The organism is Arthrobacter sp. SAFR-044, from assembly GCF_059414985.1.
Genome location: NZ_JBPFDN010000008.1, coordinates 92287 through 112821 on the forward strand (window position 1 = coordinate 92287; position 20535 = coordinate 112821).

At 66.0% G+C, this 20535-nt stretch carries 20 protein-coding genes, 1 pseudogene and 1 riboswitch; of the genes and pseudogenes, 13 read left to right on the top strand and 8 right to left on the bottom strand.

Translation table 11 applies throughout. The annotated features are described in order from the left end of the window. Nucleotides 1-102: 102 nt before the first annotated feature. Together ACR65J_RS13655 and ACR65J_RS13660 are read left to right on the top strand one after the other, a co-directional pair. Complete coding sequence (locus tag ACR65J_RS13655; RefSeq protein ID WP_440169817.1) at nt 103-666, top strand: GlcG/HbpS family heme-binding protein; 564 nt, start codon at nt 103-105, stop codon at nt 664-666. Nucleotides 667-675: 9 nt separating this feature from the next. Then, on the top strand, nt 676-1365 hold the full coding sequence (locus ACR65J_RS13660) for an ankyrin repeat domain-containing protein (protein ID WP_440169819.1): 690 nt from the start codon (nt 676-678) through the stop codon (nt 1363-1365). Between the two features lie 125 nt (nt 1366-1490). Here the strand turns inward: ACR65J_RS13660 and ACR65J_RS13665 are convergent, their stop codons facing one another. The 4 genes from ACR65J_RS13665 to ACR65J_RS13680 are packed head-to-tail and all read right to left on the bottom strand — an operon-like array spanning nt 1491 to nt 5596. After that, nucleotides 1491-2675 (bottom strand): acetyl-CoA acetyltransferase, encoded by a 1185-nt coding sequence (locus tag ACR65J_RS13665; RefSeq protein WP_440169821.1) that lies wholly within the window; start codon nt 2673-2675, stop codon nt 1491-1493. After that, a complete protein-coding gene (locus tag ACR65J_RS13670; protein ID WP_440169823.1) occupies nt 2672-3343 on the bottom strand; it encodes a CoA transferase subunit B in 672 nt (223 codons plus the stop codon). Before ACR65J_RS13670 ends, ACR65J_RS13665 begins: the two co-directional genes overlap by 4 nt. A gap of 25 nt (nt 3344-3368) precedes the next feature. After that, nucleotides 3369-4811, bottom strand: coding sequence for a short-chain fatty acid transporter (locus tag ACR65J_RS13675; protein ID WP_440169825.1), 1443 nt, complete (start codon nt 4809-4811; stop codon nt 3369-3371). Between the two features lie 29 nt (nt 4812-4840). After that, nucleotides 4841-5596, bottom strand: a complete 756-nt coding sequence (locus ACR65J_RS13680) for a CoA transferase subunit A (RefSeq protein WP_440169827.1) — start codon at nt 5594-5596, stop codon at nt 4841-4843. 162 nt (nt 5597-5758) lie between these two features. Here ACR65J_RS13680 and ACR65J_RS13685 point away from each other — a divergent pair, with 162 nt between their 5' ends. Beyond that, the gene (locus tag ACR65J_RS13685; RefSeq protein WP_440169830.1) at nt 5759-6556 is read left to right on the top strand and encodes an IclR family transcriptional regulator; all 798 of its coding nucleotides are present in this window, start codon (nt 5759-5761) and stop codon (nt 6554-6556) included. A gap of 105 nt (nt 6557-6661) precedes the next feature. On the opposite strand, the gene nadE is transcribed toward ACR65J_RS13685, so the two are convergent. Continuing rightward, complete coding sequence (gene nadE / locus ACR65J_RS13690; RefSeq protein ID WP_440169832.1) at nt 6662-7516, bottom strand: NAD(+) synthase; 855 nt, start codon at nt 7514-7516, stop codon at nt 6662-6664. Between the two features lie 75 nt (nt 7517-7591). Between nadE and ACR65J_RS13695 the strand changes: the two are divergent. The 5 genes and pseudogenes from ACR65J_RS13695 to ACR65J_RS13715 form a co-directional block, all read left to right on the top strand. Further along, nucleotides 7592-8851 (top strand): annotated as a pseudogene (locus ACR65J_RS13695) (FAD-dependent oxidoreductase); the annotation flags it as partial. A gap of 48 nt (nt 8852-8899) precedes the next feature. After that, the gene (gene pyrE, locus ACR65J_RS13700) at nt 8900-9484 is read left to right on the top strand and encodes an orotate phosphoribosyltransferase (RefSeq protein WP_440170132.1); all 585 of its coding nucleotides are present in this window, start codon (nt 8900-8902) and stop codon (nt 9482-9484) included. Between the two features lie 143 nt (nt 9485-9627). Then, complete coding sequence (locus tag ACR65J_RS13705) at nt 9628-10374, top strand: GAF and ANTAR domain-containing protein (RefSeq protein WP_440169835.1); 747 nt, start codon at nt 9628-9630, stop codon at nt 10372-10374. Between the two features lie 82 nt (nt 10375-10456). After that, on the top strand, nt 10457-11077 hold the full coding sequence (locus ACR65J_RS13710; protein WP_440169838.1) for a hypothetical protein: 621 nt from the start codon (nt 10457-10459) through the stop codon (nt 11075-11077). Nucleotides 11078-11146: 69 nt separating this feature from the next. Then, the gene (locus ACR65J_RS13715) at nt 11147-12187 is read left to right on the top strand and encodes an alpha/beta hydrolase (RefSeq protein WP_440169840.1); all 1041 of its coding nucleotides are present in this window, start codon (nt 11147-11149) and stop codon (nt 12185-12187) included. Here the strand turns inward: ACR65J_RS13715 and ACR65J_RS13720 are convergent. Next, nucleotides 12184-13020 (bottom strand): HAD-IIA family hydrolase, encoded by an 837-nt coding sequence (locus ACR65J_RS13720; protein ID WP_440169842.1) that lies wholly within the window; start codon nt 13018-13020, stop codon nt 12184-12186. The genes ACR65J_RS13715 and ACR65J_RS13720 overlap by 4 nt on opposite strands. 72 nt (nt 13021-13092) lie before the next feature. Here ACR65J_RS13720 and ACR65J_RS13725 point away from each other — a divergent pair, with 72 nt between their 5' ends. The 4 genes from ACR65J_RS13725 to ACR65J_RS13740 all read left to right on the top strand — a co-directional run bounded on the left by ACR65J_RS13725 (nt 13093) and on the right by ACR65J_RS13740 (nt 16425). Further along, nucleotides 13093-13752, top strand: coding sequence for a TrmH family RNA methyltransferase (locus tag ACR65J_RS13725; protein WP_440169845.1), 660 nt, complete (start codon nt 13093-13095; stop codon nt 13750-13752). A gap of 233 nt (nt 13753-13985) precedes the next feature. After that, complete coding sequence (locus ACR65J_RS13730) at nt 13986-14819, top strand: putative endonuclease domain-containing protein (RefSeq protein ID WP_440169848.1); 834 nt, start codon at nt 13986-13988, stop codon at nt 14817-14819. A 163-nt stretch (nt 14820-14982) separates the two neighbouring features. Beyond that, nucleotides 14983-16002 carry a class II fructose-bisphosphate aldolase gene (gene fbaA / locus ACR65J_RS13735; RefSeq protein ID WP_141158310.1) on the top strand — a complete coding sequence of 340 codons (1020 nt, stop codon included), beginning with the start codon at nt 14983-14985 and terminating at the stop codon, nt 16000-16002. After that, nucleotides 16003-16425 (top strand): DUF3151 domain-containing protein, encoded by a 423-nt coding sequence (locus ACR65J_RS13740; protein ID WP_440169852.1) that lies wholly within the window; start codon nt 16003-16005, stop codon nt 16423-16425. An 87-nt stretch (nt 16426-16512) separates the two neighbouring features. On the opposite strand, the gene ACR65J_RS13745 is transcribed toward ACR65J_RS13740, so the two are convergent. Together ACR65J_RS13745 and ACR65J_RS13750 are read right to left on the bottom strand one after the other, a co-directional pair. Beyond that, the gene (locus tag ACR65J_RS13745; RefSeq protein ID WP_440169855.1) at nt 16513-17145 is read right to left on the bottom strand and encodes a uracil-DNA glycosylase family protein; all 633 of its coding nucleotides are present in this window, start codon (nt 17143-17145) and stop codon (nt 16513-16515) included. A 210-nt stretch (nt 17146-17355) separates the two neighbouring features. Beyond that, a complete protein-coding gene (locus tag ACR65J_RS13750; protein ID WP_440169858.1) occupies nt 17356-18564 on the bottom strand; it encodes a cobalamin-independent methionine synthase II family protein in 1209 nt (402 codons plus the stop codon). 13 nt (nt 18565-18577) lie between these two features. Further along, a riboswitch (SAM riboswitch) is annotated at nt 18578-18682 on the bottom strand. A 410-nt stretch (nt 18683-19092) separates the two neighbouring features. On the opposite strand from ACR65J_RS13750, the gene ACR65J_RS13755 reads away from it, so the two are divergent. After that, nucleotides 19093-20382 carry an adenylosuccinate synthase gene (locus ACR65J_RS13755; protein ID WP_175319083.1) on the top strand — a complete coding sequence of 430 codons (1290 nt, stop codon included), beginning with the start codon at nt 19093-19095 and terminating at the stop codon, nt 20380-20382. The last annotated feature ends 153 nt before the right edge of the window (nt 20383-20535 follow it).

Consider the following 20535-nt stretch of genomic DNA (forward strand, 5'->3'; position numbering starts at 1 on the left):
TTCGTCGGAGCCAGGACCAGACGAAGGCCCGATGGCATGGGCCGTTCTTCCCGGAAACATGGAAACCGGCAACTCGATCCCTCCCCGACCTAAGGAAGTACCTTGAAGAAGTCCACCAAAGCTTTCGCCGCTGCCGCAGCCGGAGCCCTCCTGATCACTGCCGGAGCAACCGCTGCCGCCAACGCCGGCACTTCGGAAGCATCCGTCGTCGTACCTGCCGTTGATGTCCAGCCGGCTCCGGAAACCGTGGTGCAGCAAAACCGGATTGCGGCCGGTGCCTCCGCCCAGGCTGTCACTGCTGCGCTCGCAAAGTGCCAGGCCGACAAGCTGCCGTTCGTCACGGTGGCCCTGGTTGACCGCTTTGGGATGGTCCAGGCTTTGCTCCGGGGTGACAACGCCGCCGCCCACACCATCGAAGCGGCCAAGCAGAAGGCCTATACGGCGGCCGCCTTTGGCGCCCCCACCAGCGAGTTGGCCAAGCGCGCCAACGGCAACGGTCCCTCAATCGCGGACCTGCCGGGCACCCTGTTCCTGGCAGGAGGTGTGCCCCTGAAGGTCAACGGCGTTTCGGTGGCCGGGATCGGCGTCGGCGGGGCCCCTGACGGCGCCTTGGACGAAGCCTGTGCGGCGGCCGGGGCGGAAGCCATCGCCGGCGCCGCGAAATAGGCTGGCCGCATGAGGCGTGGCAGCACATCAGCGCTCATGGCTGCGGCCGCGCTGGCGATGTTCCTTGCCGCCTGCCAGGCCAGTCCCGGCGCGCCACAGGAAGTTGATACCCCACCACCAGTTGCTTCGGTCAGTCCGAGCGCCGGTGCCGGGACACCCGCGCCGCCTTCCACTGCGTCCCCACCTGCGCTTTCCCGCGCGGACCAGGAACGGCTGGACCAGGACCTTATTGCAGCCGCCAAAGCCAACAACGCCCCGTTGGTGGCCGAACTCATCGGCCGGGGTGGAAACGTCAACGCCAAGGACTCCATCCAGGACTCTGCGTTCCTTTTCGCCGGAGCTGAGGGCTTCGACGAGGTGCTGCAGTTGACGCTGGCTGCCGGGGCAGATGTTGCCAGCACCAACCGGTATGGCGGCACCGCGTTGATCCCGGCCAGCGAGCACGGACACGTCGAAACGGTAAAGATCCTCATTGCGGCCGGAGTCCCGGTCAACCATGTCAACAACCTTGGCTGGACCGCGATGCAGGAGGCCATCCTGCTTAACAACGGCGGGCCGCGCCAGCAGGAGGTGGTGCGGCTGCTGCTGGCGGCGGGCGGAGACCCCGGAGTCCGCGACCCGGAAGGCCGGACGGCGCTGCAGAACACTGAGCGGCTCGGTTTCCTGGAGATTGCGGCCGTGATCAGGGATCAGGGTTAGCCCGCTGGCTTGCCGAACCGCCGAATTCCCCCACCTTTGCGGGATAACGACGGCGGCGCACCGCACTTTTGGTGCGACGCGCCGCCGTCGGGTTTGGAAGCCGGGAAATTCAGCGGCCCCTCAACTCAGACCGCTTCCAGGACGCTGACGTAGTTGGCGATGCCAACGCCGCCCATGTTCTGCACAGCCGCCCGCCGTGGCGCCGGCAACTGCATGCCGCCCGCAGTACCGGTGAGCTGCATTGCGGCGATGACGTGCTGGGAGACGCCGGTGGCACCCACCGGGTGGCCCTTGGCTTTGAGGCCGCCGGAGACGTTGATGGGAAGCTTGCCGTCCTTGAAGACCCAGCCTTCCATTACCGCCCTGGCCCCTTGGCCGGGTTCGGCCAGGCCGATGGCCTCGTACATGAGCAACTCCGCGATGGTGAAGCAGTCGTGCACCTCGGCGAAGTCCAAGTCTTCGAGTCCGACGCCGGCCATTGCCATGGCGCGCTGCCAGGAGGCGCGGGTGGCTGCGAAAGCGGTGGGGTCCCGGCGCTCGGCCGGGAAAAAGTCGTTGGCCTGGCCGAAGCCCGCGAGCCGGACCGGGGCGGTGGTGCCGCCGGTGGGGGCGACGCTGAGCACCACTGCGGCCGCGCCGTCGGAAACGGGGGAGCAATCGGTGCGGCGCAGCGGGTCTGCCACCATGGGGTTCTTGTCCGAGACGGTCCGGCAGAACTCCTCGCCAAGGTCCTTCCGGAGCTGGGCATAGGGGTTGTCCACGCCGTTGCGGTGGTTCTTCGCCGCGATGGTGCCCAGGACGTCGGAGACGGGCCCGTACCGCTTTTCGTAGTGCTTCGCGACCTCGGCGAAAAGACCGGTGAAGCCGGTGGTGGAGGGCTTGCCGGCCATGTCGTAGTCAGCTCCGAGGAGGCCGGCGCCCACTACGTCCGCTCCGGCGTGGGTCATCTTCTCGGCGCCGACCACAAGCACGGTCCTGGCAGTGCCGGCCAGCAGCGACTTGGTGCCCTGCTGGAACGCGGCCGATCCCGATGCGCAGGCGTTTTCCACCCGTGTGGAAGGGACGTTGGCCAGGTCGGGGGAGACCTGCAGGGCCAGCGATGACGGGAACGCCAGCGGCATCATGCCCGAATTGAACTGGCCGATGTAGATCTCGTCAACCTGCCCGGGCTCGATTCCGGCATTGCCGATCGCCTCGGTGGCTACCTGGACGATCAGGGACTCGAGGGTCTCCTCCGCCAGCTTGCCGAACCGGCTGTGTCCCCAGCCGGTGAGCAGGACGTCCTTGCCGAACTGTTCCTTCAGGCTCATGCCGCCACTCCCTTGGTCTCAAGCCGCACGTCGAAGCCGGCCTCGGTCTTCTCCCGGATTTCCTCTTCGGTGACCCCCGGTGCCAGGCGGGTCAGCGTGAGCTGCCGCCCGCCGTCGTCCGTTTTGTAAAGGTCGAAGACGGCGAGGTCGCTGATGATCCGGTCCACGCAGCTGAGCCCGGTCAGCGGCAGCGTGCATTCGCGGACGATCTTTGCGGTGCTGTCCTTGGCGTTGTGCTCGGTGAGGACCACGACGCGCGGGGTCCCGGCCACCAGGTCCATGGCCCCGCCCATGCCCTTGACCATCTTGCCCGGGATGGTCCAGTTGGCCAGGTCGCCGTTGCCGGAGACCTGCATGGCTCCCAGGATGGCCACCTTGACGTGCCCGCCGCGGATCATGCCGAAGGAGGTGGCGGAGTCGAAGATGCTCCCGCCCGGCAGCACCGTGACGGTCTGCTTGCCGGCGTTGATCAGGTCCGCGTCCTCTTCGCCTTCATAGGGGAACGGGCCCATGCCCAGCAGGCCGTTCTCGCTCTGCAGGACCACCCGCACGCCTTCGGGCAGGTTGTTGGCCACCAGCGTGGGGATGCCGATCCCCAGGTTCACGTAGTCGCCGTCGTGCAGTTCCTCGGCCGCGATGGCAGCCATTTCATCCCTGGTCCATCCCATGGGGTTTCTCCTAATCTTTTTAGCTCTACTTAGTTGGTATTACCGGCGGCACGAACTCGAACGTCATGCCCAGCAGCCACGCGAGCAGCAGCACCACCGGCAGGTGGAACAGGAACTGCTGGAACGTGAAGCCCACCAGGTCGCGGGCCCGCAGGCCCAGCACCGCGAGCAGCGGGAGCATGAAGAACGGGTTGACGAGGTTGGGCAGGGCCTCGGCCATGTTGTAGATCTGCACGGTCCAGCCAAGGTTCATGTTCACGTCCGTGGCGGACTGCATGACGTAGGGCGCCTCCACGAGCCACTTTCCGCCGCCGGACGGGACGAACATGCCCAGGATGGCCGTGTAGATGGCGATGATGACGGCGAACGCCCCGTTGCCGCCGATGCTGGTGAAGAAGTGTGCCAGGTGCTCGGATACGGACAGGCCTCCGGCCCCGGTGGCCTTGGTCAGGATGGCGGCCATCGCCGCGTACAGCGGAAACTGCACCAGGATTCCTGCCGTGGCGGGGACGGCCTTGGTGACTGACTGCAGGAATTTGCGCGGGGTGCCGTGCAGCACCAGTCCCAGCATCAGGAAGACCAGCAGGTATCCGTTGAGTGAACTGACCACGCTGAGGATGGGCAGGGTCAGCAGCTGGGACACCAGCCAGCCAAGGGTCAGCACGCCGGCCAGGATGGGCAGGACCCTGCTGTATTCCAGCCATTCGCCGGGCCGGGACTTTTCGGCCGGCGGTTCAGGCTGGTCATCGAGGTCGACGCCAAGATCGGCCGCCGTCTTCACGCCGGCTCCCGTCGGGGCCGAGAAGTGCGCGATGACCGTGGTCAGGAGCATAAGGATGGCAAGGGTCACCAGGGACTGCCAGGTGAAAATGGTGGTCCCGAAGTCCAGGACGCCGGTGATCTTCAGCAGTGCCGGGGGAATGGAGGCCTTGGTCGCCTGCAGCTGGGCGGCGGAGGAAGACATGCCCAGGGCCCAGACGGCGCCCAGGCCCATGAAGGCCGCGGCGCCGAGGGCGCGGTAATCGACGTGCAGGTCCGTGCGCCGGGCCACGGCCCGCGCCAGGAGCCCGCCGAAGATCAAGCTCAGGCCCCAGTTCACGAACGAGACGGACATGGACAGGACGGCGACGAAGCTGACGGCGGAGCGTGCTGTACCGGGAACCTGTGCCAGCCGGTCGATCAGCCGGGCCACGGGCGGTGATGTTGCCACCACGTAGCCGGTCAGTACCACCATGGCCATCTGCAGGGTGAAGGCTGTGAGGTCCCAGAATCCGTTGCCGAAGGAATCCACGACAGCCTTGGGGGAGGCACCGATGGCAAGGGCCGCGATGGCCACCAGCAGCACGCCGGCCAGGGCGAAAATGTAGGCGTCCGGGAACCACTTCTGCGTCCAGCCGGCCAGCGTTTCAGCCATCCGGGCCAAACCCTTCTGGCGGACGTCCTGGTGGTTGAGCTGCGTGCTGGTCATGAGGGTGTTTCTCTCCATTGAGTGCTGTTTCAGGGGCGGGCGTGGGTTCGGTGAGGCGTGGGTTCGGTCAGGCCGGGGACAAGGCCGCTGCGCTGCCGGACGGTGCGCTGCTCGATGTCCTTGACCCGGTCCGCGGCCTGAACCAGCCGCTGGACAAAGACGCCGGGGGTGGCGATGTGGTTCGGGTCCAGGTCACCGGGCTCCACGATCACTTCCGCCTCGGCCACGGTCAGGATCCCGGCCGTGGCCACCACCGGGTTGAAGTTGCGGGCCGTGAAGCGGTAGATAAGGTTGCCGTCCGTGTCTGCCGTGTGGGCATGGACCAGTGCGACGTCGGCGCGGATGGCGCGCTCCTGGACGTACGTTTCGCCGTCGAACACCTCGTGCGGCTTGCCTTCGGCAACCAGGGTGCCCACACCGGTCTTGGTGTAGAAGGCCGGGATTCCGGCGCCGCCGGCGCGGAGGCGCTCAGCCAGGGTGCCCTGCGGGGTGAACTCCACCTCCAGCTTGCCGGCGAGGTACTGCTCGGCGAACAGCTTGTTTTCGCCAACATAGGAGGCGATCACTTTGCGGACCTGGCCCGCCTCGATGAGGATGCCCAGCCCTTTGCCGTCCACGCCCATGTTGTTGGAAACCACGGTGAGGTCCCGCACGCCGGAGTCCCGGACGGCTTCGATCAGGTCGGCCGGGATGCCACTCAGGCCAAACCCGCCGACGGCGAGGGTGATGCCGTCCTGCAGGGCCCCGTCCAGGGCTGTGGCGGCAGAAGCCTGGAGTTTCTTCATGACGTCTCCTCGTTGAGCGCGGGAGTCCACTTAGTGGACGCTTGGGATCTGAGTTTGGAGACTACGGGCGCCTGTCGGAACGTGTCAAGAATCACGGGCGCATGCCTTACAGTATGGACAGTAGGGTGTAAAGCATCCATATTATGGACAAAAGGGGAAGTGATGGCATCGACGCCGGTGCAGGGCGCCCAGGTGGTGGCACGGATCGCTGAACTGCTGCGGCTGGTGGGCCGCAGCGCGGAGGGGATGCCCCTCGCCGTCGTGGTCCGGGAATCAGGCCTCACCCGCCCGACGGTCCACCGGCTCCTGACATCGCTCGCCGCGGAGGGCCTGCTGGACCACGATCCCGTTACGGGCAATTGGGTCCTGGGCCCTGAAATCCTCCTGATGGGATCGGTGGCCTCGGCACGGTTTCCCATGGAGGACATCGCCCGGCCCAGCTTGCGCCGGCTTGCCCAGGCCACGGGGGAGAGCGCTTTCTTCTCCATCCGCCGAGGCAATGAGACGGTGTGCCTCCTGCGCGAGGAGGGCAGCTTCCCTGTCCGGTCCTTTGTCCTGCACGAGGGCGTCCGCTTCCCGCTCGGGGTTGCATCGGCCGGGACAGCCATCCTGGCCTTCCTGCCAAAGAATGAGCAGGAGGAGTTGCTGGGCCGGTGGCCGGAGCATGCGGGCGCCTTCGCGGTGAACCACACTGTTGACCTGGTCCGGAGGAACCTTGCCCGCACCAGGCTGGCCGGTTATTCGGTGAACCCAGGGCTTGTCCTGGAGGGAAGCTGGGGGATGGGCGCTGCGGTGTTCGACCGTTCCGGACGGCCGGCCTGGGCGTTGTCACTGACCGGCATCGAGCCGCGGTTCAAGGCCGAACGGCAGGAGGAGCTGGGTGGCCTGCTGATGGCGGAGGCGCACCGGATTACGCAGCAGCTGGGCGGAGGGGCCGACGGCGGGCGCCGGACACGCTAAGCCCCCACGGCTTTGCCGGGACACGACGACGGCGGGCCGCGCTTTTTCGGCGCGGCCCGCCGTCGTACTCCCCGAAGGTGGGGAAAATCAGCAGAAGGCCGGGGGCTACAGGCCCGCGCGGGGCTCCACGGGACCTTCGCCCTTCCACCAGGTGTCAAAGATGGTCACCGGCACGGTGCGCTTGTGGCGGGTCCGGAGGTACTTCTGTTCAATCGACTCGGCAACGGCGCCCGGAACATCGCGGCCTTCAAGGTAATCGTCGATCTGGTCGTAGCTGATGCCCAGCTCGTCCTCGTCCGTGCGGCCGGGCCGGTCATCGAGCAGGTCGGCGGTGGGCACTTTCTCCCAGACGCGCGCGGGGGCTCCCAGTTCAGCCAGCAGGGCCCTGTTCTGGCGCTTGTTGAGGCCGAACAGGGGAAGGACGTCAGCGCCGCCGTCGCCGTACTTGGTGAAGAAGCCCGTGACGGACTCGGCGCCGTGGTCGGTGCCGAGCACCAGGTAGTTGAACTCGCCGGCCAGCGCATACTGGGCGATCATCCGGGTGCGGGCCTTGGTGTTTCCCTTGTGGAAGTCGGAGATCTCCGAGCCCACGGTTTTCTCGAACTCGTCCTCGAAGCCGTCCACCGCTGCCGAGATGTTGAACGTCCATTCGGTCTTGGCCTTGATGAAGTCCAGTGCAGCCTGGGCGTCTTCCTCATCGTGCTGCACGCCGTAGGGCAGGCGGACTGCAACGAAGTTGGCCTCTACGCCCTCGGCTTCAAGTTCATCAACCGCCAACTGGGCAAGCTTTCCTGCGAGCGAGGAATCAAGTCCGCCGGAGATGCCCAGGACAAATCCCTTGGTGTGGGTGGCCTTCAAGTATTCCTTGAGGAATGTGACGCGCTTGCGCACCTCCCCTGCGGGATCGATCCGGGGCTGGACGCCCATTTCTTCAATGATCTTGGCCTGGAGTTCGCGCATGTTCTCCAGCCTAGCCAGCGCTGTCAACAACCCTCAACTGTTCCCGGCCGGCCCTGCGCGGCGTAGCTTAAGTGCATGGAGCGGACGGGATGTGCCGTGGTGGGCGGGGGCCCGGCAGGAATGATGCTGGGGCTGCTGCTGGCACGGGCCGGAGTGCACGTGGCAGTCCTGGAAAAGCACCGTGATTTCCTGCGGGATTTCCGTGGTGACACCGTGCATGCGTCCACCATTCGGCTGATCGACGAGCTGGGGCTGGGGGCCGGATTCCGGGCCCTGCCGCAGAGCCGGCTGAGCAACGTCGCCGTCCCGGTCCCCGGAACGGGGCTGGTCACGCTTGCGGCTTTTGACTCCCTGAAGCCCCCGTACAACTACGTGGCCATGATGCCCCAGTGGGACTTCCTGGATTTCCTCGCCTCGGCCGCCGCCGTGGAACCGACGTTCACCCTGCTCATGGAAACGGAGGCCACCGGCTTGGAGTTCGACGGCGAACGCGTCACCGGGGTGCGCTACCGGTCCACCGCCGGTGGCGCGGAGAGCCCGGAACAGGTGCTGCACGCCGACGTCGTGGTGGCCGCGGACGGCAGGCATTCAGTCCTGCGGGATGCAGCCGGGATGCGGGCGAAGGAGTACCCGGTGCCCTTCGACACCTGGTGGTTCAAAATCCCGCGCCACGCCTCCGAGCAGGGCGAGGTTGCCGGGGTGGTCCCCGCCCTGGGGGACCGGGATGCCCTGATCGCCCTCAACCGCACCGACTACTACCAGATGGGCTATCTGGCCCCCAAGGGCTCGGATGCCAAAATCCGGGAAGGCGGCGTGGAACGGTTCCGCCAGCGGGTGGCAGCACTCCGCCCGGACCTCGCCGACCGTGTTGATTCGATCCGCAGCCTGGCGGACCTGCACTGGCTGGATGTCAGGCTGAACCGGCTGCGGCGCTGGTACACCGATGGTTTCCTGTGCATCGGGGATGCGGCACACGCGATGTCGCCCGCGGGCGGTGTGGGCATCAACCTGGCCATCCAGGATGCAGTGGCGGCCGCGGAACGCCTGGCCCCTGATTTGCGCCAAGGGCACGTACGGACCAGGACCCTTGCTTCCATCCAGCGCCGCCGCAGCCTGCCAACGGTGGTGGTCCAGGCCGTCCAGCGGGTCATGCACCGGGTTGTGTTCGTTCCGCTCTTCGCGGGGACATTGTCCGGGGGCAAGCTGGCCAGCATGGGCGCCGGGAATCCGTTCTCCCTCCAGCGCCTGCTCTTCTTCATCCTGCGCCACAACCCCGTGGTCAGGCGTGTGCTGCCCCGGGTCATTGCCATCGGGCCGCGTCCCGAGCACGCGCCAGGCTTCGCCCGCCCGCTCACCGTCCCGCCACCCACTAAACTTGGGGCCATGACTTCGCCCACTGACACTGCGGTAGACACCGCGGCTGCCCGCGCCCGACTGCTCGAACTGATCAAGGAACTCGCCGTTGTCCGCGGCAAGGTGATCCTCTCCAGCGGAGCCGAGGCCGATTACTACATCGACCTGCGCCGCATCACCCTGCACCACGAGGCGTCCAAGCTGGTGGGCCAGGTCATGCTGGCACTGGCGGACGACGCCGGCATCGACTTCGAGTGCGCCGGCGGCCTCACCATGGGTGCCGACCCCGTTGGCACTGCGGTAATGCACGCTGCCGCTGACGCCGGCCGGACCGTTGACGCGTTCGTGGTCCGGAAGGCCCAGAAGTCTTACGGCATGGGCCGCCAGGTGGAGGGCCCGTCCGTTGAAGGCCGAAAGGTGCTGGTTTTGGAGGACACGTCCACCACGGGCGGGTCCGCGCTGACCGCGGTGGAGGGCGTCCGGAAGGCGGGCGGCAACGTCGTGGCAGTGGCTGTGATCGTGGACCGCGATACCGGCGCCAAGGAAAAGATCGAAGCCGAAACCGGCGTTCCCTACCTGTTCGCGTTCGGCAAGGACGAGCTGGGCCTGGCTTAAGCAGCTCGGGGCCGGCCGCAGGGGCCGGCCCCGGAATGTATCGGGGCCGGTGTTTGGCCGGCCACTGAAGGCTGCTTTATGATATGCGTTAACACTTTTTAGTTGCTTGGAGACCCTGCACTTTGCTCCCCCCACAACAGCCTTTGAGCGCAACCGATCAGGTCCAGAACCTCATCCTGGAAAGCGCCGATTTCGAGGCCTTCCTCAACGAGTTGGCCCGCTTCTCTGCGCACCAGATGGCAGGCGACGGCGACGACGCCCTGTGCGGCATCACGCTGCTCCGCGACCGCAAGGCGGCAACCATCGGCTGGAGCAGCGAGTCGGCGCGGGAAGTGGATGAAATCCAGTACTCCCTTGCCAAAGGGCCATGCCTGTCCGCGGCAAAGGAAGAGCGCGAAGTCTACGTCCCGGATCTCTTGCAGGAGCACCGGTGGGGCCCGGACTACGCCGCTGCGGTTGCCTCCCACGGCTTGCGTTCGGTGCTTTCCCTGCCGTTCAACCTGCAGGGGGAAGCCAAGGCCGCGCTGAACCTCTACTCCGACGCCCCGCACAAGTTTGACGGCCGGGCGGCGGACAGGGCGCGGGACTTCACGCGTGAGATTTCCGAAGCGCTGCGGCTGGCTGTCCGGTTCTCGCTGCACGCAGACAGTGCATCGAACCTTCGGGCGACACTTGAGTCGCGGACCATCATCGATATCGCGATCGGCATCGTCATGGCGCAGAACCGGTGCAGCCAGGAAGCCGCCGTCCAAATCCTTACCGAGGCGTCCAGCAACAGCAACACCAAACTGCGGGACATTGCCAAATCGTTGGTGGATTCTGTGGGCGGCGCCGGTGCGCGTACCCATTACCAGGAACCGCGCAAAGTCAGCCAGGGTCCGCGTTCCTGAACGGCAGGTTGTGCAGGGACGCAGGGAGAGTTACGCTTGCGGAGGTTGAGCCGTCGGCCATAGAACCTCTTTTGGAGTACCTATGGACCGCGCGCTAGACGCACTCGTTAACCTTGATGTCCCCGCTGACATTGTCCGGATTGAAGTCCGGGGATCCCTTCACCACCACTCCCGCGCTGAACTGGTCCACATCATCCGCCGCGTCCGGAGGATGGGCATCCGCTGCCGTATCTGCGTCGATCTTTCACAGGCTGAGCTTGTTGAGTCCTGCGCACTGGCCGGGCTGCGGAGCGATCTCAACGCCATGGACACCACGTCCCTGCCGGGCTTTCCGGCTGCCGGGGTGTCGCTTCAGCTCACGCCCGCAGTGCACGACCGGGCAGTACGGGACGCTTCCAGCCGACGGCCGCTCCTGATGGACGATGACATCAGGGAGCTTTTCCCCGGTGGCGAGTACGCAGGAGAATACCCGCAATTGCCGGTCATGTGGATTGAAGAGCTCTACGGCCGTCCGCTGACCGAATACACGGACCAGGAACTGCTGTACGCCAGTGACTCCGCCTTTGCCCTGCTGGACACCCCGGAGGCACCCGACGGCGCTGACCTGCTGGGCCGTTACAACGACATCGGCTTGGAAATCCTTCGCCGCCGGCAGGAACCGCAGGCGCCCTTCCCGGCGACGGAAGGACAGGCCGCCAGCTGACCCCCGGGCCACCGACCCCTTACGGCCGCACATTGCGGCGCGACGTTTGGGTGGGCTTACGGTAGGACTGTGCCGTATGAGGGGGAGGTCAGTCCGCAGAACCGGCGCGGGGTCTCTGATGCCCGTCTGCTGGTGGAAGCGGCTGCCCTGAAACGCTTCTCGCGGCGCACGTTCCTGGCAGGTGCCGGCGCGTCCGGGCTGTTGGCCGCGGACATGCTGATGACCCGTGAAGTGCAGTCGCAGCGCCGCACCACCAGGATCCTGACTGTTGCGGACGACTTCGCCGATGCCTACTACCCGGACGCCAGTTGGTTCCTGTTCCCGGGGTATAAAACCAGCTGGGAAGAGGCGCAGTGGATCCTGAACACGCTTAGGGGTTCGCTGAACAAGCGCGCCCGGCTTGCCGCCGTCGGGTATTCCAACCTTGGCCTGAACATCACCGAGGTGGTCAAGGCGATCACCGACTACATCGCCGCTGAGAAGATCACCAAGCTCTTCTTTTACGGGCACAGTTTCGGCGGCATGCTCGCCACCCAGGTGGCCGCCCGGCTCCTGGCCTTGCAGAACGTCCAGGTGCAGTTCATCCTCCTGGACTCCAGCCCCTACAGCGCCCACGACGTCCTGGACCAAAGCTGGTTCGACGGCGTGGTGTTCCTCTACGAGAGCGGCGTCAGGTTCCCCTCCACCCTGCGCGGAGGCTACGAACTGGGGGAGCGGATCATCCACAAGGACGAACGGAGCTGGCGGCAGATCCTGAACCAGACGCTGGAACAGCTGTCACCGATCGCCCCGTCCAATGTCCTGGTCCAAACGGAGTCCGCCTATATCTACCACTTCGAGGGAAGCCAGTTCGCCGGCCATCTTGGCACCGCCAAGATGGCCTACATCGGCAACCCCAAGGACGGGACCGTGGACTACGAGACCGCGGCCGAAACCTGGGCCGTGGTGTTCAAGGACAACATGGTCTCCAGCAACCTGCAGACCACCGGGGCGGCGCCCGCCCACGCCAGCCCCGGCTGGAACCCGCAGGTCTACCGGCCGCTGGTGACGGAACTGCTGGACGAATACTTCCCGCTGCCCCGGGGCGGCTCCAGGGTCAGTATCTTCTAGATCTGGTTCTTCAGGTCCGCCACGGAGTTCAGCACCTGGTTGGGCCGGAACGGGTACGCTGCGATGTCGTCCTTGTGGGTGATGCCGCTGAGGACCAGGACGGTGTGCAGGCCGGCCTCCATGCCCGCGATGATGTCCGTGTCCATCCGGTCTCCGATCATGGCGGTGGTCTCGGAATGGGCATCGATCTGGTTCATGGCACTGCGGAACATCATGGGGTTCGGCTTGCCCACAATGTACGGCTCACGCCCCGTGGCTTTGGTGATCAGGGCCGCGATGGCTCCGGTGGCCGGCATGGGCCCGTCCTTGGACGGGCCGGTGGCGTCCGGGTTGGTTGCGATGAACCGGGCTCCGGCGAGGATCAGGCGGATGGCAGTGGTGATTGCCTCGAACGAGTACGTGCGCGTCTCGCCGAGCACCACGAAGTCCGGGTTCTGGTCGGTGAGGATGAAACCTGCCTCGTGCAGCGCCGTCGTCAGCCCTGCCTCGCCGATGGTGTAGGCGCGGTTGCCCGACTCCGAACCACCGGCAGACACCTGGTCCTTCAGGAACTGGGCCGTGGCCAGGGCGGAGGTCCAGATGTTCTCCTCGGGGATCTCCAGCCCGGAAGCGCGCAGGCGGGCGGCGAGGTCGCGCGGCGTGAAAATGGAGTTGTTGGTCAGCACCAGGAAGCGCCTGGACGTATCCACCCAGCGCTGGATCAGCTCCGCCGCACCGGGGATGGGCTGGTTTTCGTGCACCAGGACGCCGTCCATGTCCGTCAGCCAGCACTCAATCTCCTGGCCGCTCCGGTATACCGCCGGGTTGCCTGCTACCTGGTCCTCGTCTGCCATGCCCTGCCTCCGCCTGTGATGTTTGCCCAGAAGAGTCCAGTCTAGTGTTGAAGGGTGAACCAAACGCCCGGCATGACAGACGAACCCGACCACCAGCCCGGGGAGGCCGACCCCGCAAAGGCGGAGGTCGGCGTCGGGCCCTGGGAAGGGGAACTGCCGGAAGGCGACCATTGGGACCCTGACCTCCTGGCCGACGGCGACCGGCGCAATGTCCTGGACAAATACCGGTACTGGAAGCACGAGGCCATCGTGGCGGAGCTGGATTCGCGGCGGCACAACTTCCACGTGGCCATCGAAAACTGGCAGCACGACCTGAACATCGGCACCGTGGTGCGCACCGCCAACGCCTTCCTCGCCAAAGAGGTGCACATCATCGGCCGACGGCGGTGGAACCGGCGCGGCGCCATGGTCACCGACCGCTACCAGCATGTCCGCCACCACCCCACTGTTGAGGACTTCGTCCAGTGGGCGCAGGGGGAGGGGCTGGCGATCATCGGAATCGATATTTTCCCGGACTCTGTGCCCCTGGAAACGTACGAACTGCCGCGGGACTGCGTGCTGGTCTTCGGGCAGGAGGGGCCCGGCCTGACGCCCGAGGTCCATGACGCCGCCGTCGCCACCCTGTCAATCGAGCAATTCGGTTCCACGCGCTCCATCAATGCCGCCTCCGCCGCGGCGATCGCCATGCACGCCTGGATCCGGCGGCACGTCTTCAACCAGCACGTGTCCTGACCCGCGAGATGGCATTTGACGGCAGTCGCCGAGGCGATGATTGCCGTCAAATGCCACCTCGCGGGTCCCTCGTGCGCTTTACCTGTGGATAACCTCTCCCGGGCCTGTCCTGCGCGTCAGAATGGGGCATGCGCAGGGCCAGCCTTCCAGAACATTTGATGACGGGGTCTTTCTCCCTCCGGGCTTCCGACAAAGCCGGAGTCACCCGTACGCGAACGGCGGCGAAGGACCTGGTGACCGTCTCAAGGGGCGTCCGGGTGCCGGTCCACTCAGGTGCCAACCGGGCAGCGGCTTTGCGCGCCTACACCGACCTTGATGACACCTCCGTCCTCGCATCCCTGTCCGCCGCGCACGTGTGGGGAGTACCGCTGCCGTCCGGTTGCGGCGGCGACTGGAGGATCCACCTGGCCCGGCGGCGGGGATCCAGTTTCCCCCGCCGCTCCAACGTCGTGGGCCACCTGCTGTCTTTCCTGCCGGACGAGGTAGTGGAGTACGACGGCGTCAGGGTCACCTCGCCTGCCCGGACCTGGCTGGATCTGGCCTCGGGGTTGGCGGTTCAGGACCTTGTGGCCGCAGGAGATTATTTAGCCTGCTCCCATGGGGACGGCTTTCCCCGTCCGAGGGCGGCGTTGTGCAGCACTGACGAACTCCGGGACATCATCAGCAGGCATCGGGGCATGCGGGGCATAAAGACAGCGCGGGAAGCGATCGAACTGGTGCGCGTAGGCGCCGACTCCGCTCCGGAAACACACATGCGGTTGGCGCTGATTGACGCCCACCTGCCCGAACCAGTGCTGAACCACGTCCTGATTGATCAGTGGGGGGTTCCACAACTCTGGCCCGACGCTGCCTATCCGCAGTTTGGCATTGCCCTCCAGTACGACGGCGGCCACCATGCGGAGGAAGAGCAGTACCAGCGGGACATCGAACGCCAGGACCGGACCCTGGCGCTGGGCTGGCTTGAAGTACGCGTGGGCAAGCAACACCTCGAAGGTGACCGGCCCGCCGTCGTGCGTAAGGTGCGGGAGGCACTGCAGAGCCGCGGCTGGACCCGAGATGGCAGATGAGGGCAATCCCTGGCCGCAACACTGCCGCGAACTGCCATCCCGCGGGGGGAGGGGGCGTAACCCAGAGCACTCCGCGCCCGGGAATGGCTAGGATGGTGCCAAGCCGTAAGCGGTCTATTTGAGGGTCATCCACCCACAGACGAAACTCAGCAGAGGAGCCAGCATGCCCATTGCAACCCCAGAGATCTACGCCGAGATGATCGACCGTGCGAAGGCGGGCGGATTCGCCTTCCCCGCCGTCAACGTCACGTCCTCGCAGACGCTGAACGCGGCACTGCGTGGCTTCGCGGAAGCAGAGTCCGACGGCATCGTGCAGGTCTCCACCGGCGGTGCCGCCTACTGGTCCGGCGCCTCCACCAAGGACATGGTTGCCGGTTCCCTGGGCTTCGCCGCCTTCGCCCGCGAAGTGGCCAAGAACTACGGCGTGAACATCGCCCTGCACACCGACCACTGCCCCAAGGACAAGCTGGACGGTTTCGTCCTGCCCCTGCTGGAAGCCTCAGAGGCTGAGGTCAAGGCCGGCCGCAACCCGCTGTTCAACTCCCACATGTGGGACGGCTCCGCCGAGACCCTGCAGGAAAACCTGAAGATCGCCCGCGACCTGCTGGCCCGCACCGCTGCCGCCAAGATGATCCTCGAGGTGGAGATCGGCACCGTGGGCGGCGAGGAAGACGGCGTTGAAAACGCCATCAACGACAAGCTCTACACCACGGTGGAGGACGCCCTGGCCACCATCGACGCCCTCGGCGCCGGTGAAAACGGCCGCTACATCACGGCCCTGACCTTCGGAAACGTGCACGGCGTGTACAAGCCCGGCGGCGTCAAGCTCCGCCCGGAGATCCTCAAGGACATCCAGGCGCAGGTGGGTGCCAAGATCGGCAAGGACAACCCGTTCGACCTCGTGTTCCACGGCGGCTCCGGCTCCTCCGACCAGGAAATCGCCGACGCCGTTTCCTACGGCGTAATCAAGATGAACATCGACACGGACACCCAGTACGCCTACACGCGTCCGGTAGCTGACCACATGTTCAAGAACTACGACGGTGTCCTGAAGGTCGACGGCGAAGTGGGCAACAAGAAGACTTACGACCCCCGTGTCTGGGGCGCCTCCGCCGAAGCCGGCCTGGCAGCCCGCGTGGTCGAAGCCACCAAGCAGCTCGGTTCGGCCGGAAAGACCTTCTAGATGTCGGACGAGTTCCGCCGGAACCTGATGGGGCCGGAGCCCACGCTCCTGCCCGCCGAAACCGAGGTGTACGGGCAACTTGAGGCCGGCCACGAGCCCCTGGACCTGGTGGCGAAGCACCCCACGTCCTCGCTGCTCTGGGCCGTGCTCGCTGAGGAGGCGTGGACGGAGGGCCGGACCATCGACTCCTACGCCTACGCCCGGGTTGGGTACCACCGGGGCCTGGATGCACTGCGCCGCAACGGCTGGCGCGGCGTGGGTCCCATCCCGTGGGAGCACGAGCCCAACCGCGGGTTCCTGCGGGCCCTCTATTCCCTGGGCAGGGCTTCGTCGGCCATCGGCGAGGCTGACGAGCCGGAGCGGATCGAGAAGTTCCTCAACGACTCCGATCCCACAGCCAAGGCAGCCATCGAGGGCAAGTAGGTCCCCGGGCACATAAACAACGACGGCGGGTGGTCACCTTTTCTTGTGAAAGGTGACCACCCGCCGTCGTGTGTTTGAAACTGCTGGCTAGGCCTTGCGGGCGATGCCCGTGCGGGCCATGGCGTCGGCGTAGGCCGCGCGCATGTCCTCGAGGTACTCCTCCTGGCGCGCCGGGGAACCGGCGAACGCGCGGCCACTCAGTGACCGGACCTTGTAGGTCTTCAGGCCACGGCGCCACAGCAGGGGCACCTCGGTCTTCAGCAGCAGGTTGGCCAGGCGGTTGGCCTCGGTGCCGTGTGCCACGATGACCGAGGCGCGGGGCACCAGTGCCAGGAACTTCAGCAGCGGCTTCAGGCCCGCCTGGATCTGGTCAGGAGTGAACTTGCCGTTGGCTTCGCCGGGGACGTGCCAGGGGTGGACGTTCCACGGCATCACGAACTCGGGGCGCAGGCCCAGCTTCCACTGAAGGCCAAGCATGCGGGTGGCGGCATCCTGGTCCCCGGCAGTGATGAACCCCGACGGGTCCACCTCAGCGATATTGGAGAACAGGCTGATGATGCGGCATTCCTCGACGTCATGCATGGGGTCCACGTAGGGGACCACGGTGCCGGGCTTGGCCTCCTGCAGGGAATCACACAGCTCGTTAACGGCGGCAACGCTGGGTTCGTAGCGGCGGCTCATGAGCTGTTCGTGGAATGTTTCGGGTGCCAGGGCTGTCATGAAGTGCTGGTTCTCCTGCGGGGATTGGCGTTGCTGCCGCCACAGAAATGGGCACGCGGGGGCGCGACCATCAGCGGCGGTTGATTGGGGTGGACCGATTCCTGGTCGGCCTTACCCAGTTTAGCAAGCCCCGGGAAACGAAACGCCGGTCCCGTGCACCTGATTCAGTCAGCGCACGGAACCGGCGGTTTCCCGGTCCGCCTCCCGCAGCTACCAGAGGCGGCTGGTGGCCCGGCGCGCACCCTCGCCGAGGGCCTCCAGCTTGGCGAAGGCGATCTGCGGGTGGACCCGGCCGCCCAGGCCGCAGTCGGTGGAGGCAATGACGTTCCCGCGGCCCACGACATCGGCAAAGCGGACAATGCGGTCTGCCACCAGGTCGGGGTGTTCCACCACGTTGGTGGCGTGCGACACGACGCCCGGGATGATCACCTTGCCCTCGGGGAGCTTGGTGTCCTCCCATACCCGCCATTCGTGTTCGTGGCGGACGTTGGCCGCTTCGAAGGAGTACGCGCCGGCGTTAACCTGCAGCACCGATCCGATGATGTCTGCGAAGGGGATGTCCGTGGTGTGCGGGCCGTGCCAGGAACCCCAGCAGACGTGCAGCCGGATCTGTTCCTGCGGGAGGTCCCGCAGGGCCCAGTTGGTGGCCTCGACGCGCAGCTGGATGAACTTCACGTAGTCCTCCAGGGATGGTTCGGGGTTGATCTGGTCCCAGCTTTCGGCCAGGGAAGGATCGTCGAGCTGCACGGTGAGGCCGGCATCGATGATGGCCTTGTATTCCTCCCGCATGGCGTCGGCGCAGGCGTAGACGAGTTCCTCATCCGACGTGTAGTACTCGTTGGCCACGCGGGCGCATGAGCCGGGGGAGAGGGATGCGACGAAGCCGTCCGAGAGGCCTGCGGCGGCGAGGCCCTTCTTCAGGTTCCTGATGTCCGAGGCCACCAGGTCCTGGCCCGTGTAGGTCAGGGGGCCGGTGATCTTGGGCTGGGTGACGCTCTTGCGGTGCGACAGGATTCCCGAAGAGGGATCGTTGTAGGCCTCGTTGAAGGCCTGCCTGTCCCGCCGGTCCGGGAAGGAGGTCAGGACGATGTTGCCGGGGGACGAACGGTGCACCTGCGCATCGGCCCAGCGGTCCACGTTGGTCGGTTCCAGGCCGCCGAGCCGTGCGAAGGAGTAGTTCCACCAGGCGCCGTAGTCCACCGAGCTGGACATCGTGTGCCCGTATTCGCCGTCGTTGGGAATGTCGATGCCGAGGTCCTTCTGGCGCTGGACCACGTCCACCACGGAGGACTCCAGGAGTTCCAGGAACTCGGGGGTGACGCCGTCGGTTTCCTTGGCGGCGTTGGCCGCGATCAGTTCCGGGGTGCGGGGCAAGGATCCCGCGTGGGTGACGCGGATGTGGTCGGTGTTCAGGGACATGCTGGAATCTTCCTTTCCATCGGTCCTGGCAGTAGCACCTTCGGCCGGCAGGAATGCTGCTGGACCGTGGTTGCTGCGGCGTCATCGAGCCAGGTCTCTCGGCCGCTCCGGATGGTTCACTCTCACATAAATCCAGATGCCTCCCTTTGGGCAAGTCGGCTCCGCTTTATGTCGCGGCGGCCTGTCGTGGCCACGCTTGCTCCCGGGAATCGAAAGCTGTCAGCATGCCGCTGCATGGGACACGCTCGCCGAACTGACGTCCCGGGCTGCCGGGGAGGCTGAGGACCATAGCACCAGGGTGCACGCCACGGTCCTTGCACAGAAAGGGCCGCGGCGGGCAAAAACAATGGACAAAGTGCCCTATCGGCTAAACTTGGGTGGTAAGAGCCCCGGAACTCTTGCTTCGTTGCGCCGTGCTGCGGCTGTGCGAAGGCCGGTATGTTCGGGGCATTCTCATGAACGGCGCTGCATAGGCCTGCCACCTGGTGGCCGGAACCGGGCGGCCCCGAACGAATGGGGGAGGATCCCATGCCAGCAATTGTGATCGTAGGAGCCCAGTGGGGCGACGAAGGAAAAGGCAAGGCCACCGACCTGCTGGGCGGCCGTGTTGACTACGTCGTCAAGCCCAACGGCGGCAACAACGCCGGGCACACCGTCGTCGTAGGCGGTGAAAAGTACGAACTCAAGCTGCTGCCGGCAGGCATTCTCAGCCCCAACGCCGTTCCCATTATCGGCAACGGCTGCGTGGTGAACCTTGAGGCCCTCTTCCAGGAAATCGACGGGCTGCAGGCGCGCGGCGCCGACACCTCGAAACTCCGGGTCTCCGCCAATGCCCACCTGGTGGCCCCGTACCACCAGGTACTGGACAAGGTCACCGAACGCTTCCTGGGCAGCCGGGCCATTGGCACCACCGGCCGCGGCATCGGCCCCGCCTACATGGACAAGGTGGCCCGGCTGGGCATCCGCGTGCAGGATGTCTTCGACGAGTCCATCCTTCGCCAGAAGGTGGAAGGCTCGCTCCGCCAGAAGAACGAACTCCTGGTCAAGGTCTACAACCGCCGCAGCGTCGTGGTGGACGAGATCGTGGAGTACTTCCTGTCCTTCGCCGAGCGGCTCCGCCCGCTGGTCATCGACAGCACACTGGTCCTGAACTCCGCCCTGGACGAGGGCAAGGTAGTGCTGATGGAGGGCGGCCAGGCAACGTTCCTGGACGTGGACCACGGCACCTACCCGTTCGTGACCTCCTCCAACCCCACCGCCGGCGGCGCGTCGGTTGGTTCCGGCATCGGCCCCACCCGGATCTCGCGCTCCATCGGCATCATCAAGGCCTACACCACCCGCGTTGGTGCCGGCCCGTTCCCCACGGAACTGTTCGACGAGATGGGCATGTACCTGCAGAAGACCGGCGGCGAGTTTGGCGTCAACACCGGCCGGCCGCGCCGCTGCGGCTGGTACGACGCCGTCCTGGCCCGCCACGCTTCCCGCGTCAACGGCTTCACTGACTACTTCGTCACCAAGCTGGACGTCCTCACCGGCATCGAGCAGATCCCGGTATGTGTGGCCTACGACGTGGACGGTGTCCGGCATGACGAGATGCCCATGACGCAGACCGAGTTCCACCACGCCAAACCGATCTTCGAGTACTTCGACGGCTGGACCGAGGACATCACGGGCGCCCGCACGCTGGCGGACCTTCCCGAGAACGCCCGCAACTACGTGCTGGCGCTGGAGAAGCTCTCCGGAACCCGCTTCTCCGCCATCGGCGTTGGCCCGGACCGGGACCAGACCATCGTGGTGAACGACCTCATCAACGACTGATGTGTGGGCCCCGCCGGCTAGGGAGCGGGCGGGGATTACGACGGCGGCAGGCCACCTTTGCGGGTGGCCTGCCGCTTTTCTTTGGGCGCGGCAGCGCAAATTTACACAGGCTTAACGCGACCGGCCTTGTGAGGCTTCCGGTGCCGCGGCCAG